We start from the raw sequence: 14450 nt of genomic DNA, 5'->3' as shown, positions 1-14450 counted from the left end.
CATAATGCAAGACTTAATCAAAGCTGTAGAGGAAGAAAATATGAAAGATGATATTCCTGAATTTAAAGCTGGCGATACTGTTAAGGTAGATGTTAAGGTCGTTGAAGGTGGTAAAGAAAGAATTCAGGTATTTGAAGGTATTGTTCTTCAGAGAAAAGGTGGAGGAGTACGAGAGACTTTCACTGTCAGAAAAATTTCTCATGGAATCGGTGTAGAGAGGATCTTTCCTCTTCATTCTCCAAATATTGCTAAGATAGAAGTTGTTAAACGAGGAGATGTAAATCGTTCTAAGTTATTCTATCTTCGTGAGCGTAGGGGTAAAGCAGCTAGAGTTAGAGAAAAGAAGAATTATTAAGGCGAGATAAAGGAGAGGACTGGCGTTATGCTTGTCCTCTTTTATATATTTTAGATTTTGAAAGGATGAAGGTAATGGAGATGTCAAAAGCAGAATTTAAAGAGTATTTAGAAGCAATAATTATTGCTATAATATTATCGTTCTTAATCATAACTTTTATTATTCAAGCTTTCTATATTCCTTCCGGGTCTATGCGTCCTACATTGAAGCCTGGGGACAGACTCTTTGTTAATAAATTCATTTACCGCTTTGAAGATCCAGAACGCCTAGATATTATTGTCTTTAAATATCCGGTCGACCCACGGAAGAAGTTTATAAAGCGAGTAATTGGTCTACCTGGTGATCGGGTAAGAATCGAAGATGGCACAGTCTATGTTAATGGTAATCCCCTCAAAGAGGATTATACTTTAAGTCAAGGGTATAGCGATTATCAAAAAGTGAAGGTTCCGCCCAAGAATTATTTTGTACTTGGGGATAATCGTAATAATAGTGAGGATAGTAGATTCTGGGGATTTGTACCACGCCAGAATATTGTTGGCGAGGCATGGATTAGATTTTGGCCTCTAAATAGAATCGGTTTAATTAATTGAGAAAGCAGGTGACAAAATGATTAACTGGTATCCAGGTCATATGGCAAAAGCAAAAAGAAAATTAGAAGAAAGCTTAAAGTTAATCGATGTAGTAATTGAGTTATTAGATGCAAGAATTCCGATGAGTAGTAGAAACCCTGATATTGATGAGATTTTAGAAGATAAAAAACGAATTATTGCTCTCAATAAGATGGATTTAGCTGATAGAAAGATTACTAAAGCATGGACTAAGCATTTAAGTCAAATAGCTCCAACTATAGCTATTAATTCCCTTAACGGGCAACGAGTCAACTTAATCATTAATCAAGCTCAGAATTTAATGACTAAAAAGTTAGACAAACTAGTAGAGCAAGGAAGGAAGAAACGTGATATAAGAATGATGATTGTTGGTGTTCCTAATGTTGGTAAATCACAGTTGATTAATCAACTTAGTCAAAGAGGCAGCACTAGAACTGGAAATCGTCCTGGGGTGACTCGTGGTCAACAATGGGTGAAGATCAGAGATGGTTTTGAATTATTAGACACACCAGGAATCTTATGGCCCAAGTTCGAAGATGAAGAAGTAGGATTTAAATTAGCAGCTACGGGAGCCATCAAAGAAGACATTTATGATGCCGAAACGATTGCGTATAAATTACTAAAAATTTTAAAGGTAATGATTCCTGATACCTTAGAAGATAGATTTAATTTAGATTATGTTAGTAACGATACCTTAACATTAATGGAAGATATCGGACGTAAACGTGGTTGTTTAATGACTGGTGGTAAAGTTGATCGTGAACGTACTGGTAATATAATTTTACAGGAATTTAGAAAAGGTGAATTAGGTCGAGTTAGTTTAGAACTGCCAGAGGATAGATAACAGACTACAGTTAAGCGAGTATTATAATTGAATTTCGGGCATAAATTTGCAGGCGGTATCAATTAATTATGTAAGAGCCCTAGTTAGAAAATCAGTTTTGGAGTGACTAAATATGAATTTAGAAGATTTATCAATTAAAGAGATTAAAGCTGAATTAAAAAAGAAAGAGTTGAATAGAATTACTGATGATTTAATTGAACAGTTAGAGGCTGATGGTAGAAAAGGAGTTAAGACTCTATCTAAGCGTTATCGAAATAAGAAGTTACGAGCTAAGCAAGAAAAGGAAAAGTTTCAACGGATGCAGAAATTTGAAAAAAAGTTATTTGCAAAAGGATACGAATTAATCGGTGGAGTAGACGAAGCTGGTAGAGGTCCTCTGGCTGGACCAGTAGTTGCTTCAGTAGTGATTCTACCGCAAGATATATTTATTCCGGGGTTAGATGACTCTAAAAAGCTTTCAGAATCAAAACGAGAAGAGTTGTTTGATATTATTCAGGATGAAGCGATAGATATAGGTGTAGGAATCGTTGATTCAACACGCATAGATGAGATTAATATTCGTAATGCTACATTTCAGGCGATGCAAGAAGCAATTATTAGTTTAGAAACAAAGGTCGACTATCTATTAGTTGACGGGGAAGAGATTCCAGGTCTTAGTACTGAGCAGAGGAAGCTAATCGATGGTGATGCTCGAAGCATATCGATAGCTGCTGCTTCAATTATTGCGAAAGTGACAAGAGACCGTATGCTAGTAGAGTACGATAAAGAATATCCAGAGTATGGTTTTACTCAACATAAAGGTTATGGTACTGTGGAACATATTGCTGCTTTAAATGAGCATGGTCCTTGTGAGGTACATAGGTATTCTTTTAGCAAAGTTAAAGAATCAGCTTTGGGAGAAGATTTTTATCTATTCAAGGAAGGTTTAGAAGAAGCCAATTCAATAGTTGAATTAGAAGTGGTTGCTAGTACAATTAAAGACTGTGAAGAATTATTAATAGATGTAGAATTAGAAGAATTGCGCAATATCTTTTTAAGACAGAAGAAAGAGTTAAGGTGATTTAAATGCAGTTAAAAGCTGGAGATATCTTGACTGGTACAGTATTAGAGGTTAAGGAGAAGACGGCGGTAATTAATTTTGGGAATTATGCTTTGGAAGCAAGAGTCTTAACTGATTTAAAAGTGGAAGAACGGGTCAAAGTACAGGTTAAAGGGAAGTATAAGAATACTGTGATATTGAAAGTATTAAAGAGAAATTATGATGGAGAAATAGGTAAAAATTCAATAGATGTTCGTGTTTGAAGCTATATTTGCTTATAAAGCAGGTATAGCTTTTTTGTTAGAGGTAAACAGTTTAATCTTACAATTAAATTCCAAGAATAAGAAGGAAGAGAGGTTGATTTGTTGAAGTTTTAATGTAGTCGTTAACATAATTAAAATGTAATTTTAATCGTGAAAAGAGGTGTCAGTTAGAAATTATATGATTAATAATTTACCAGTTAAAATAGTTGACCGATACATAATTAAAGAGATCTTATTACCATTTCTAGCTGGCGTAGCTATTATTGGAGTTATTATGCTAAGTAGTTTTTTATTTCAAATGACCGATTTAATTATAATTAAGAATGTTTCTTGGGTGGTTGTATTGAAGCTATTAAGTTATCAGTTGCCAGAAATTATAGTACAAACTTTTCCCATTGCTATTCTACTTGCAACTATGGTAGGGCTAGGGAGATTGAGTAGTGATAACGAATTTACAGCATTGCGAATGGGTGGTATTAGTATTTATCGTTTTATTATACCATTACTTATTTTAGGCATCTTAATAAGTGGAATGACGTATTTTTTAAATGAAAGAGTAGTACCTTGGTCAAATCATAAAGCACAAAATATCATTCGTAGATCGATTTTAAAAGAGAGTATGCCTGGTATTGAAGATGATGTCTTCTTTAAAGGGCCTAATAATAGACTCTTTTATGTGAAAGAATATCTTGAAAAAGAAGCTACTCTAAAGAAGATAGTTATCTTTGATTATGGAAAGACAGAGAATTATCCTAAAGTAATTACCGCTGAGACTGGAATTATTAATAATAATAGTTGGCAATTAAAGAATGGTATTATCCATAAATATGATGAAAAAGGACATCTAACCTTAGAGACACAGTTTAAGGTTATGGATATAGAGATAACTAAAGGTGTAGAAAACTTTTTTGGAGAACAGAAGACTCCCTCGGAAATGAGTAGAGCAGAACTAAAGAAAGAAATTGATTTATTTAAAAATAGTGGATTACAAGTAGATTCCTTACTGGTAGATTATCATTTGAAGCTAGCTAAGCCGTTAATTGTTTTTCTTTTTATTTTATTGGGAACACCGTTAAGCCTTAGTACTAAGGACAGTCGCGCAATTAATATAGTCTTAACGATTGCGATTGTCTTTTTATATTATCTAATTCTATCGTTAGCTCGTTCATTTGGGCGTAACGGATTCTTACCACCATTATTGGCAGCGTGGTTACCTAATATAATTTTTGGTTTACTAGGTGTAATATTACTTGTTTGGAGGGATGCCTGCAAATCTTTCTTTAATGGCTTAACTAGTAGAGTATTATCTAGTTTTTTAGTTATTTTAACTTTGATATGTATTATGTAAGTGATTCGAGTGAGTCTAATGGATTGGAGATAATAGATTAGAATGAAGTATTAAATGCTCAACTATTGCACAATAGTTGAGTATTTTTTAAATTAATAAGAGGAAAATAATTATTAAACTAGAATAAAATTACATATAGAGGTGAAAAAAGAATGCTCAATAAGCAAGAATTAGGTAAATACGGTGAAGAAATAGCAACTAAATACTTAAAAGAAAATAGCTATCAAATTGTGCAAAGAAATTATCGTTGTCGATTTGGAGAGATCGATATTATTGCTTATAAAGATAATTATCTTATTTTTGTTGAAGTAAAGACTAAGCAAAATGATAAATTCGGTTCTCCCCAAGCGGAAGTTAATCTTCGAAAACAAAAGAAACTACAGCAGTTAGCCCGTTACTATATTAGTCAAAACCAAGACCAAAATATTGACTTCAGATTTGATGTAATTGGGATTATGTATCGAGGAGTAGAAGATTATAAGTTGTCTCATTTGGAGAATGCATTTTTAGTATAATAAAAAAGGAGTGAAAAAATGATTGCAAAAGTGGTAAGTAGCGCAGTATTAGGTATAGAAGCATATTTAGTTGATGTAGAAATAGATTTAGCTAAAGGATTACCTGCTTTTAATTTAGTAGGATTACCCGATGCAGCAGTCAAAGAAGCACGAGAAAGAGTAAGGGCAGCAATTAAGAATTCAGCATTTCAATTTCCGGTTAAACGAATCACAGCAAATTTGGCACCAGCAGATATTAAAAAGGAAGGAGCTGCATATGACTTACCAATTGCTATTGGTATTTTAGCAGCTCAAGGTATAGTGGAAGAAGAATCATTAAAAGATTATGTAGTAGTCGGCGAGTTATCTTTAACAGGAGAATTGCGAAGCATTAAAGGAGCTTTACCGATGGCTATTCAAGCTAAGGAAGAAGGAAAGGTAGGTATTATATTACCACCTTCTAATGCTAAAGAGGCAGCAGTGGTAGAAGGGATTGAAGTTATTCCAGTCAATTCTTTATTGGAAACGATTGATTTTTTAAATAATAATGAGATTAAGAATAGAATAGATGTTAATTATAGACTGGATTTAGAACCGGATTATAAAGTCGATTTTGCCGAAGTAAAAGGACAAGCAGCAGCCAAACGAGCTTTAGAAATAGCTGCCGCTGGAGGACATAACGTAATCATGATTGGGCCTCCTGGATCAGGAAAGACGATGTTAGCAAGACGGATTCCAACAATCTTACCTAACTTATCGTTAGATGAAGCTATAGAATTAACTAAGATCCATAGTATATTAGGGTTATTATCTACAGATGAAGCTTTAATTAGTCGCCGTCCTTTTAGAAGTCCTCATCATACTACCTCTAATGCTGGTATGATTGGAGGAGGTAGGATCCCACAGCCAGGAGAGGTTAGTCTATCTCACCATGGAGTCTTATTCTTAGATGAGTTGCCAGAGTTTAATCGTAATGTATTAGAAGTCTTAAGACAGCCTTTAGAAGCAAACGAAGTTACGATTTCACGTTCATTAACAACTTTAACCTACCCGGCCAATATAATGCTAGTAGCTGCTATGAATCCGTGTCCTTGTGGTTTTTTTGGCGATGCAAGTCAGAAGTGTAGTTGTAGTCATTATCAAGTTGAAAGGTACTTAAATAAAGTTTCTGGGCCTTTATTAGACAGGATAGATATTCATATAGAAGTACCGCGTTTAGACCCCGATGTACTTGCTAGTTCACCAACTGGAGAGAGTTCAGCTGAGATTAGATCACGGGTTAATCAGGTGCGACAAATTCAGCAGCAGCGATTTGAAGGTGAAGAGATTAATTGTAATGCTGAAATGAGTGGGAAATTATTAGAAGAACATTGTAACTTGACTAAAGAAGGTCAAAAATTATTAAGATCTGCTATTGAGCGATTAAATTTAAGTGCTAGGGCTTATGATCGCATTCTAAAATTAGGAAGAACGATAGCAGATTTAGATAACGAGAGTATGATTGAGGTTGACCATATAGCAGAAGCGATTCAGTATCGTGATTTAGATAGGAAATTATTTGTTAGTTAATATCTTTAAGGGAAGGAATTTTTAGCTGAATACTAAAAAGTATAATATTATTTTGTTAAGACATAAGAGTCGATTAAATTTATTAGATTTAAAAATTATTGACGCAGTAAATTTAGTCTGTTATAATTTTAAATAACATATAAAAATTCATTTATATGTTAAAAGGATAAGAAAGAAATAAACTTTAAATGATAGAAGGAGATAAAAAGATATGAGAGAAAAAAATAAAGTTTTTTCATCCTGTGTAATGTGTCAAGGAGGAAAATGTGGTATAGAGGTTACTATAGAAGACAATAAAGTAATCAAAATTACTGGTAATAAATCACACCCTTTTAATGAAGGCCAACTATGTCCAAAAGGGTTAGCGGGTTTAGAACAACTCTATGATTCTGATCGTCTTTTAAAACCTAAAAAGAAGATTGATAAAAATAACTGGGAAGCAATAGAATGGGATGAAGCTTTGCAAATAATAGTAGAGAGAATGAATCATATTAAAGATAAATATGGTCCAGAGTCTTTCCTTTTTATGTGGGGACCGACGCCACCTTATAAAGAGTTATTCCAAGGTTTAGCTAAATCTTATGGAACTCCTAATCAATTTGCTCATACTAGTATTTGTGATGCTAATCGACGTTTAGCTAAAAAATTAACTTATAATGATTACCGTCCTTTACCCGATTTTAAAAATTCAGATTATATTCTTCTATTTGGAGCTAATCCTTTGGAGGCTCATAAATGGTTTTATTTCTTTAAAGATGTTAAAAATGCTGTAAAAAGAGGTGCTAAGCTAGTAGTAATTGATCCGCGACAGACTAAGAGCGCTAAAAATGCTGATTTATGGGTGTCAGTCAAGCCGGGAACTGATGGAGCATTAGCGTTAAGCTTAGCTCAAGTAATCATTGAAGAAAAGTTATATAATCAGGAGTTTATTGATAAGTATAGTAGAGGCTTTACTAGTTTTAAAGCTGAAGTAATGCAGAAGAAATATAATCCGGAAAATGTGTCACAAATTACTGGTGTTAACACAGAGACGATCTATACTATTGCGCGTCGATTTGCTAAAAGCAAGCGGCAATTGGCTGATTCATGGACTGGATTAGATAATCAAAGACAAGGAATAGATGCTCACCGAGCAGTTGCTTGCTTGAATGCTTTAGTAGGTAGTGTAGATGCACCAGGGGGGATGGTTTTTAGAGAAGAAGGTAGATTAAAATCTCCTAAATTCACAAATAATATTAAAGCTAAACCATTACATGAAGAAGTAGGTTTTAGCAATTTAACGGCCAGTTATGGTTGTAGAGGTTTGATTCCTGAGGCTATTTTAAACCCTGGTCATGTTCCTACAGGGCCGTTATTAGAAGAAAAGATTACTTCTTTATATAATGGGCAGGGAATAAAAGGAGCTTTTATTTACTTTACTAACCCGATATTAGCTGATGCTAATAGTGAAAGATGGAGAAAGGCTCTAAGCCATTTAGATTTTGCGGTAGGTTATGATATTTATCAGACTGATACTCTAGAAGCATTTCCAGTTGGAAGTATTATTTTACCGGATACTACTTATTTAGAAAGACGCGAAGTGGTTAAACAATACTCTAATGGAGCACTTTTAACTATGTATCAAAAGGTTGTTGAACCACAATATAATGCCAAGTCAGGATACTGGACTTTTGTTAAGTTAGGCAAATTATTAGGATATGATTCGTTCCAAAATTTTGATGAAGATGATATAGAATCTTATTTAAAGATGAGGCTAGATATAGAACAAATCGATGGTAGTAGAGTTCAACTAGAAGAACTTAAAAGAAAAGGGATTTGGTTAGCTAATAACTATGATGAACCTAAATATTATCGTTATGGGCGGCTTTTGAATGGTAAGTTTAATTTTACTTTAGATGAAGATATGGAATCTGATTTAGTTAAAGAATTTTTACAGGTCGGTGGTAATCAAGCTCCTGTTTATGAATTGCAAACTGATAATGATAAGCTGAAGTTAATTACTACCGGTAAATTACGATGTCATACGCATAGTACTACTCAAAACTTACCAACTTTGATGAATCGAGAAGGCAAGAACTTTTTGTTGATTAATCCAGAAGATGCAAAAGAACGAGAAATTCGAGATGGAGAAGAGGTAGTAGTTAGCTCCGAAATTGATAGAGTAACTTTAACTGCCAAAGTAACTAGTGAAATTAGACCAGGAGTGGTACAAGCTTCTCATGGATTTGGTCATACTTCCGAAAATTTAAGAGTAGCTAAAGGTCAAGGGGCAAATATTAATCGTTTGGTTGATAATCTTAAGCTTGACCCGATCAGTGGAGTTTCATATTTAAATGAAACAACAGTAACAATTAATTCTATTTAAATGATAAAAACTTAATTTTAAATTTGTTTGACTAAGAATAATTTATATGTTATATTTGTAATAGTTATATAAAAGTTTTTTTATATGAAAGGAAGAAGCCTAACATGAAAGAAGAAGAATTAGTAAAATTTTTAAAAGTATTAGCTGATGAAACTAGATTAAGAATAATTGAACTTTTATCTTGTGGTGAGCTTTGTGTCTGTGAGTTACAAGAAGAATTGGCTATGTCACAGCCAAGAATTTCTCATCATTTAAAAATACTAAAGGAAGCAGAAATGGTGAATACTAATCGAGATGGTAAATGGATTTACTATTCATTAAATGAAAAAATTTTCAAGTTATTTAAAGCCATAGCTCAAAAATCAGGAGAATTAAAAGAAAATTATACTCAGGCTGAACCTAGCCAGAAATGTAGAGAAGAGAAGTAAGAATAGTTTTTTAATGAACATATCAAAGGTGTTTTATATGTAGCTTCTTTTACATTTATAAATTTTATGTGTAAATTTAATACTTTACGAGGAGGAATTATTAAAATGAGTAAAATTAAAGTAGAAGTATATGAACCGCCGATGTGTTGTTCCACAGGAGTATGTGGCCCGGATGTAGATGATGAATTAGTTCAGTTTAATGACGCACTAAAACAGTTAGAAAAGGAAGGGGTTGAAGTAGAAAGAAATTCGATGAATCATAATCCTTTTGCTTTTCAGCAGAACCAATCAATTTTGGATGCAGTAAATAATAAAGGAACAGATGATTTACCGATTACTACCGTTAATGGTAAAATAATTGAAATGAGAGAATATCCAACTTTAGAAAAATTAAGAGCAGAAATCAATAAGATTAGGGAGGAAGAATAATGACTTTAGAGGATACAAAGTATATCTTCTTCTCCGGTAAAGGAGGAGTAGGCAAGACATCTATGGCGTCGACTACTGCTGTTTATTATGCTGATCAGGGATTAGATACTATTTTAGTAACGACTGATCCGGCCGCTAATTTATCAGATGTTTTTGAGCAAGAGATCGGTCATCAAGTAACAGAAATTGAAGGAATTGATAATCTATCAGCGATGGAGATCGATTCTAAAGAGGCAACAGAAGAGTATAAAGAAAAGACTCTAGCTCCGATGCGTGATATATTTAATGAAGAAATGTTAGAAGTAGTTGAAGAACAGTTGAATTCGCCTTGTACTGAAGAGATGGCCTCTTTTGATAGGTTTATTGACTTCATGGATGATGATCAATACGATGTGGTTATCTTTGATACAGCACCAACGGGCCATACAATTAGATTATTGGAATTACCGGTTGATTGGAGTAAGCATATCGAAGAAAGCGCTGAAGGTAGCGGTCAAACCTGCATGGGGCCGGTACAGACTATTCAGGATTCTAAAGAGAAGTATGACCGGGCGATTGAGTTGTTAAAAGATGAGGAAAGAACAGAGTTTATCTTTGTAATGCAGCCTGAAGGCAGCTCCATTCGCGAAACTGCACGTTCCAGTAGTGAGCTATCAGAGATCGGAATTGCTACTAGTTCAATAATCGTTAATGGAATCTTACCAGAAGAAGAGTGTAAGAATCCTTTCTTTAAGAAGCGAGGAGAGATGCAGCAGAAATATCTAGCAGAGATAGATGAAAAGTTTGATTTGCCAGCTAAAAAGATGGAATTATTAGATCAGGAAATTAAAGGAATAGAGGTTTTAAGAAAGGTCGCTAATATGCTCTATAAGGAGGCAGCTTAAATGAAGGAAGCAGCTAAAGTACTATTACCACAAGAGAAAGAAACGCGTTTGCTCTTTTTTGCTGGCAAAGGAGGTGTAGGTAAGACATCTTTATCTTCAGTAACTGCTGTTTATTTAGCACGAGAAGGTTATAAGACTTTGCTCTTAACGACTGACCCTGCTTCACATTTAGAAGATGTTTTTGAACAGGAAGTAAAAGGTGAAGTTACGGAAGTAGATGGCGTTGATAATTTAGACATAGTTAAGATCGATCCCAAAGAAGTAACTGAAGAATATAAAGAGAATGTCTTAGCTGACGCTAAAGAGAAGAATTATTCAGAAGAGATGTTAATGGGACTTAAAGAAGAGCTTGATTCTCCATGTACAGAGGAGATGGCTTCCTTTAATAAATTTATTGATTATACAGAAGCTGATAAGTATGAAGTAATTGTCTTTGATACTGCCCCGACCGGTCATACTTTACGCTTATTAGAGTTACCGATGAATTGGGAGCAACAATTAGAGTTTAAGACCTCGATCAATACAAGTACTGAAGCTGATTTAGAATCACAGAAAAGGTTTAAACGAGTTATTGCTAAATTACAGGATAAAGAACAGACTACTTTTGCTTTTGTGGTTTATCCGGAAACCACTCCGATTTTAGAAGCACACCGAGCAGTGGAAGAGTTAGAGACGGTTGATGTAGAGACCCAATTAGTTATTGCTAATCAGATTTTGCCAAAAGAGCACTGTACTACGCCTTACTTCAAAAAAAGAAGTAAGATGCAGGACGAACAGCTAGAAGTTATGAAAGAGAAGTTTTCTGCTCCGATTATTAAGATGCCGCTTTTAGCTGAGGAGATTCAAGGATTAGAAACTTTAATCGAAGCAGGAGAAAAGTTATATGAAGAATAGGTAAGATTGAATTGAAAAAAGGAGCTTGAATGTCAGTGAAGATTATAATTAGTTCTGAACTGAAAAATTATGCACAAAAGAAAGATTTAGCTTTGATTATAAGAGAACAAAAGATTAATAGCTGTTGTGGAGGAAAGTTGACTTCTGTATCAACTCAGGGGGCTAAGACTCCTCCGCAAGTAATTAAGGGAAGACCAGCGAAAGAAAATTTAGCAGATTATAAAGAGTTAACTAAATCAAATATTATACTTTATATACATCATGAAATAATGGATAGCCATACTAAACTGGAGTTAGATATTAAAAGGTTTTTAGGAATTATCAGATTTATAGTGGAAGGGTCATAAGCATTAACCAGCCGGGGAATTTTCGCCGTTCTAAATTTTCATTAAATGTTAAGGAGGAATAATTATGAGTCAAGAAAAAAAAGAAGTTAAAGAAGAAACAGAAGGATTAGGCTTTTTTGAGAAGTATCTAACGTTATGGGTTGCTATCTGTATAGTTGCTGGAATTTTAATTGGAAAATTATTTCCTGCTTTTCCGGATACTTTAAGCAAGTTTGAGTATGCCCAGGTATCAATTCCGGTAGCAATCTTAATCTGGTTTATGATCTATCCAATGATGGTTCAGATTGATTTTAGCAGTATTTTGGAAGCTGGAAAACGGCCTAAAGGATTAGGTTTGACTTTAACAGTTAACTGGTTAATTAAACCTTTTACGATGGCCTTTTTTGCTTGGTTATTCTTTAAGAATATCTTCGGAGCTTTTATTACACCAGAATTAGCAGATCAATATATAGCTGGAGCGATCTTGTTAGGAGCTGCACCATGTACTGCTATGGTCTTTGTTTGGAGTTATTTAACCGATGGTGATGCTAGTTATACTCTAGTTCAGGTAGCGGTCAATGACTTAGTTTTAGTCTTTGCTTATGCTCCGCTGGTTATGTTACTATTGGGAGTAACTAATTTTTCAGTTCCTTATGATACGGTATTCTTATCTGTAGTACTCTATATTGTGATTCCATTAGTGGCCGGTTATCTGTCTCGAAAGTATTTGATTAAGAATAAAGGAATTGACTGGTTTGAAAATGTCTATCTTAAGAGTCTAGATAACTTTACAATTATCGGATTATTATTAACTTTAATTATTCTATTCTCTTTCCAGGGCGATATTATCTTAAATAATCCGCTTGATATATTATTGATTGCCATCCCGCTTACAATTCAGACCTTCTTTATCTTTGTAATCGGTTATGGTGGAGCTAAGTTGTTGAATTTAGAGCATTCAGTGGCAGCCCCGGCCAGTATGATTGGGGCTAGTAACTTCTTTGAACTGGCTGTAGCTACTGCTATTTCAATATTCGGTTTGCAATCGGGAGCGGCTTTAGCAACAGTAGTTGGTGTATTAGTTGAAGTACCGGTTATGCTAGGTTTAGTTGCTATAGCCAATCGAACTAGACATTGGTTTCCGCAAAAATCAAAAGCATAAGATTATTTATTAAGGACCTACGTTAATGTGGGTCCTTTTCTTATACAAAAAATGAAAATAATGTTATTTTATCTTGACAACTATATTACCATATAGTAATATAGTTGTATAGTAATTAATATCTAATATATCAAGATAATAAAAACGACGAGAGAGGAGTGCTTAAAATTAGTAATAAAAGTATTCATGAATTTCGTGCCAATATAGCTAAAGCATTAGCTCATCGAACTAGAATGGAAATTGTTGATCTTTTAGCTGAAAAAAAAGAAAGATGTGTAGGTGAATTAACAGAAATATTAGATGTTAGTCAATCGGCTGTATCAAAACATCTAAGCACTTTAAAACAGGCGGGGATTATTGCTTCTAGAAAGGAAGGTTTGAAAAATTATTATTACTTAGAAGCTCCCTGTATTGTTGATTTTTTTGCTTGTCTCGATGATATACTTATAAAAGAATTAGATCAAAGAAAAAAAGAGATAAAAAATATAAAAGGATTAAAATAACTAAGTTGTAAGAGAGGAGGGAGAAAACTGAGTATTTATTTAGATTAATGCAGCTACTTCTTTTCCAAAACCAGAGAAAGTTTATCGGGCAATGGATAATTGTCAAAGAAAAATTGGTGTAAGTCCCGGTCGGGGTAGCTACCGGAAGGCAGTAAAAGCTGAAAAAATTGTTCAGGAAACAAGAAAACTTTTAGTTCAACTTTTTAATATTGAAGATCCTGAAAGTGTTGTTTTTACTACTAATGTTACAGAATCTTTGAATTTAGTTCTGAAAGTTTTTTTAAAAGAAGGAGGGGAATTAATATGGGCAAAGTATTTATCGGCTTAGACGAAGATGATCAACTTCAATTGGAAAGAATATGTCTTGATAAAGATCCTCAGGAAGCTTTAGAATTTATTTTAGAAAAAGTTGCTCCCAAGGTTGAAAAACAGGAAAGAGAAAAGATGAAGCATCCAACTACAAGTTAAATTACTTAGGAGGGATTAATTTTGGATGAAATTATCATTTATACAAAACTAGGATGTCCATATTGTAAAAAAGCGATGCAGGATTATAAAAGAAAAGCATAAAGCTACCAAAGTACCTGTTATCATAAAGAATGGGGAATTGCTTTCTGTTGGTTATAATGGTAAAGGTTGAAAAATTTAAATAAAGCCGGCCGTGAGCCGGTTTTTCAATCGTATATGAAATTATGTTTTTCTTTAAATTACGGATAACTTTATTATGGGAGGTTGTTTAAATGTCAAAAAATAAAAAAATTATAATTTTATTTGTGATAACTCTTTTGTTAGTAGGAAGTTATATGATAAAAAAATCATTAAATAATGAAAGTACTTTAGCAGTAGAGTCTTTAAATGATAAAATAGAAAAGGCTTATCAACAGGATTTACCTATGGTCATATATTTTACTTATACAGGGATTATTTAAAGAAGAAGAT

At 33.7% G+C, this 14450-nt stretch carries 19 protein-coding genes; all 19 read left to right on the top strand.

The annotated features are described in order from the left end of the window. The first annotated feature begins 4 nt into the window (after positions 1 to 4). The 19 genes from rplS (at position 5) to BM077_RS01155 (ending at position 14440) form a co-directional block, all read left to right on the top strand. A complete protein-coding gene (gene rplS, locus BM077_RS01240; RefSeq protein WP_089747301.1) occupies positions 5 to 355 on the top strand; it encodes a 50S ribosomal protein L19 in 351 nt (116 codons plus the stop codon). Between the two features lie 74 nt (positions 356 to 429). After that, a complete protein-coding gene (gene lepB / locus BM077_RS01235) occupies positions 430 to 945 on the top strand; it encodes a signal peptidase I (RefSeq protein WP_089747300.1) in 516 nt (171 codons plus the stop codon). A gap of 16 nt (positions 946 to 961) precedes the next feature. Further along, complete coding sequence (ylqF, locus tag BM077_RS01230) at positions 962 to 1807, top strand: ribosome biogenesis GTPase YlqF (protein WP_090095090.1); 846 nt, start codon at positions 962 to 964, stop codon at positions 1805 to 1807. 112 nt (positions 1808 to 1919) lie between these two features. Further along, positions 1920 to 2867 carry a ribonuclease HII gene (locus tag BM077_RS01225; protein WP_089747296.1) on the top strand — a complete coding sequence of 316 codons (948 nt, stop codon included), beginning with the start codon at positions 1920 to 1922 and terminating at the stop codon, positions 2865 to 2867. 5 nt (positions 2868 to 2872) lie between these two features. Beyond that, positions 2873 to 3109: a hypothetical protein gene (locus tag BM077_RS01220; protein WP_089747295.1), complete on the top strand. Its 237-nt coding sequence runs from the start codon at positions 2873 to 2875 to the stop codon at positions 3107 to 3109. Between the two features lie 178 nt (positions 3110 to 3287). Beyond that, entirely contained in the window at positions 3288 to 4457 is a 1170-nt protein-coding gene (locus BM077_RS01215) for an LptF/LptG family permease (protein WP_089747294.1), read from the top strand. A gap of 152 nt (positions 4458 to 4609) precedes the next feature. After that, positions 4610 to 4972, top strand: coding sequence for a YraN family protein (locus BM077_RS01210; protein ID WP_089747291.1), 363 nt, complete (start codon positions 4610 to 4612; stop codon positions 4970 to 4972). An 18-nt stretch (positions 4973 to 4990) separates the two neighbouring features. Continuing rightward, the gene (locus BM077_RS01205; RefSeq protein ID WP_089747289.1) at positions 4991 to 6520 is read left to right on the top strand and encodes a YifB family Mg chelatase-like AAA ATPase; all 1530 of its coding nucleotides are present in this window, start codon (positions 4991 to 4993) and stop codon (positions 6518 to 6520) included. 211 nt (positions 6521 to 6731) lie between these two features. After that, a complete protein-coding gene (locus tag BM077_RS01200; RefSeq protein ID WP_089747287.1) occupies positions 6732 to 8885 on the top strand; it encodes a molybdopterin-containing oxidoreductase family protein in 2154 nt (717 codons plus the stop codon). A gap of 104 nt (positions 8886 to 8989) precedes the next feature. After that, positions 8990 to 9313 (top strand): ArsR/SmtB family transcription factor, encoded by a 324-nt coding sequence (locus BM077_RS01195; protein ID WP_089747285.1) that lies wholly within the window; start codon positions 8990 to 8992, stop codon positions 9311 to 9313. A 105-nt stretch (positions 9314 to 9418) separates the two neighbouring features. Continuing rightward, positions 9419 to 9742 carry an arsenite efflux transporter metallochaperone ArsD gene (arsD, locus tag BM077_RS01190; RefSeq protein ID WP_176941576.1) on the top strand — a complete coding sequence of 108 codons (324 nt, stop codon included), beginning with the start codon at positions 9419 to 9421 and terminating at the stop codon, positions 9740 to 9742. Next, positions 9742 to 10626 carry an ArsA family ATPase gene (locus BM077_RS01185; protein ID WP_089747281.1) on the top strand — a complete coding sequence of 295 codons (885 nt, stop codon included), beginning with the start codon at positions 9742 to 9744 and terminating at the stop codon, positions 10624 to 10626. The genes arsD and BM077_RS01185 overlap by 1 nt, the downstream gene beginning before the upstream one ends. Further along, complete coding sequence (locus BM077_RS01180; protein WP_089747280.1) at positions 10627 to 11520, top strand: ArsA family ATPase; 894 nt, start codon at positions 10627 to 10629, stop codon at positions 11518 to 11520. It begins immediately after the preceding gene. A gap of 29 nt (positions 11521 to 11549) precedes the next feature. Then, positions 11550 to 11867, top strand: coding sequence for a hypothetical protein (locus tag BM077_RS01175; RefSeq protein WP_089747279.1), 318 nt, complete (start codon positions 11550 to 11552; stop codon positions 11865 to 11867). Positions 11868 to 11931: 64 nt separating this feature from the next. Further along, complete coding sequence (gene arsB / locus BM077_RS01170; protein ID WP_089747277.1) at positions 11932 to 13008, top strand: ACR3 family arsenite efflux transporter; 1077 nt, start codon at positions 11932 to 11934, stop codon at positions 13006 to 13008. Positions 13009 to 13166: 158 nt separating this feature from the next. After that, positions 13167 to 13511, top strand: a complete 345-nt coding sequence (locus BM077_RS01165; RefSeq protein ID WP_089747275.1) for an ArsR/SmtB family transcription factor — start codon at positions 13167 to 13169, stop codon at positions 13509 to 13511. A gap of 91 nt (positions 13512 to 13602) precedes the next feature. Then, positions 13603 to 13839 (top strand): aminotransferase class V-fold PLP-dependent enzyme, encoded by a 237-nt coding sequence (locus tag BM077_RS14155; RefSeq protein WP_089747272.1) that lies wholly within the window; start codon positions 13603 to 13605, stop codon positions 13837 to 13839. Further along, positions 13815 to 13979 carry a hypothetical protein gene (locus BM077_RS13655; protein WP_176941575.1) on the top strand — a complete coding sequence of 55 codons (165 nt, stop codon included), beginning with the start codon at positions 13815 to 13817 and terminating at the stop codon, positions 13977 to 13979. The genes BM077_RS14155 and BM077_RS13655 overlap by 25 nt, the downstream gene beginning before the upstream one ends. A gap of 272 nt (positions 13980 to 14251) precedes the next feature. Then, positions 14252 to 14440, top strand: coding sequence for a hypothetical protein (locus tag BM077_RS01155; protein ID WP_089747269.1), 189 nt, complete (start codon positions 14252 to 14254; stop codon positions 14438 to 14440). Positions 14441 to 14450 lie beyond the last annotated feature (10 nt).

The sequence above is a fragment of the Candidatus Frackibacter sp. WG13 genome (assembly GCF_900114655.1).
Classification (GTDB): domain Bacteria; phylum Bacillota; class Halanaerobiia; order Halobacteroidales; family Acetohalobiaceae; genus Frackibacter.
This window is presented reverse-complemented; position numbering and strand designations above follow the sequence as displayed.

Coding starts and splice junctions, on each gene's coding strand:
- BM077_RS01225 (WP_089747296.1), top strand. CDS start 1,920: ATGAATTTAGAAGATTTATCAATTAAAGAGATTAAAGCTGAATTAAAA.
- ylqF (WP_090095090.1), top strand. CDS start 962: ATGATTAACTGGTATCCAGGTCATATGGCAAAAGCAAAAAGAAAATTA.
- rplS (WP_089747301.1), top strand. CDS start 5: ATGCAAGACTTAATCAAAGCTGTAGAGGAAGAAAATATGAAAGATGAT.
- BM077_RS13655 (WP_176941575.1), top strand. CDS start 13,815: ATGGGCAAAGTATTTATCGGCTTAGACGAAGATGATCAACTTCAATTG.
- BM077_RS14155 (WP_089747272.1), top strand. CDS start 13,603: ATGGATAATTGTCAAAGAAAAATTGGTGTAAGTCCCGGTCGGGGTAGC.
- BM077_RS01220 (WP_089747295.1), top strand. CDS start 2,873: ATGCAGTTAAAAGCTGGAGATATCTTGACTGGTACAGTATTAGAGGTT.
- BM077_RS01195 (WP_089747285.1), top strand. CDS start 8,990: ATGAAAGAAGAAGAATTAGTAAAATTTTTAAAAGTATTAGCTGATGAA.
- BM077_RS01180 (WP_089747280.1), top strand. CDS start 10,627: ATGAAGGAAGCAGCTAAAGTACTATTACCACAAGAGAAAGAAACGCGT.
- BM077_RS01200 (WP_089747287.1), top strand. CDS start 6,732: ATGAGAGAAAAAAATAAAGTTTTTTCATCCTGTGTAATGTGTCAAGGA.
- BM077_RS01185 (WP_089747281.1), top strand. CDS start 9,742: ATGACTTTAGAGGATACAAAGTATATCTTCTTCTCCGGTAAAGGAGGA.
- BM077_RS01210 (WP_089747291.1), top strand. CDS start 4,610: ATGCTCAATAAGCAAGAATTAGGTAAATACGGTGAAGAAATAGCAACT.
- lepB (WP_089747300.1), top strand. CDS start 430: ATGGAGATGTCAAAAGCAGAATTTAAAGAGTATTTAGAAGCAATAATT.
- BM077_RS01155 (WP_089747269.1), top strand. CDS start 14,252: ATGTCAAAAAATAAAAAAATTATAATTTTATTTGTGATAACTCTTTTG.
- BM077_RS01205 (WP_089747289.1), top strand. CDS start 4,991: ATGATTGCAAAAGTGGTAAGTAGCGCAGTATTAGGTATAGAAGCATAT.
- BM077_RS01215 (WP_089747294.1), top strand. CDS start 3,288: ATGATTAATAATTTACCAGTTAAAATAGTTGACCGATACATAATTAAA.
- BM077_RS01175 (WP_089747279.1), top strand. CDS start 11,550: ATGTCAGTGAAGATTATAATTAGTTCTGAACTGAAAAATTATGCACAA.
- arsB (WP_089747277.1), top strand. CDS start 11,932: ATGAGTCAAGAAAAAAAAGAAGTTAAAGAAGAAACAGAAGGATTAGGC.
- arsD (WP_176941576.1), top strand. CDS start 9,419: ATGAGTAAAATTAAAGTAGAAGTATATGAACCGCCGATGTGTTGTTCC.